The sequence below is a fragment of the Streptomyces actuosus genome, from assembly GCF_016921115.1.
Lineage (GTDB): Bacteria > Actinomycetota > Actinomycetes > Streptomycetales > Streptomycetaceae > Streptomyces > Streptomyces actuosus_A.
Genome location: NZ_JAFFZS010000245.1, coordinates 1 through 415 on the forward strand (window position 1 = coordinate 1; position 415 = coordinate 415).

Consider the following 415-nt stretch of genomic DNA (forward strand, 5'->3'; position numbering starts at 1 on the left):
TTATAGACACATTCATCGCTTTCCTCTCCCTGTCAGCGTGCATCCACTGCCTCCCTTGATTCCTCATAATCCTCTCTCCCTTATCAGCGTTGCGCTGTCATACCTGACCTATCTCATTGCTCCCCCGCATCAGGAGACCTATTCTGCCTATTTCGACTCGAACACATCCTCTGTCCATGTCACAGATGAGAAGACGATGAGAGCACTGTGGGAGATGGGATTTTTTGGCAAGGGTTCGTTAAGTCGAAGTGAGCCCAGTTGGCTTGAACGGGAAAAGAAGAGGAGGGGTCTGTTGAGCGATAAGACTAGCGAAGAGGTCACGCGGGACAGGAGGTCTGAGCGGCGTGAGTTGAAACTCGAAAGAGCGCGGATGGAGAAGGTTGCCATCGAGCAGCGACTTCAAGCAGAGGCTGCT

Annotated in this window: 1 protein-coding gene; it reads left to right on the forward strand. The window is 52.3% G+C overall.

Features of this window, described 5'->3' with window-relative positions:
• Window positions 1-37: 37 nt before the first annotated feature.
• A partial coding sequence (locus JS756_RS39155) for a hypothetical protein (RefSeq protein WP_205387512.1) occupies window positions 38-415 on the forward strand: 378 nt, incomplete at its 3' end.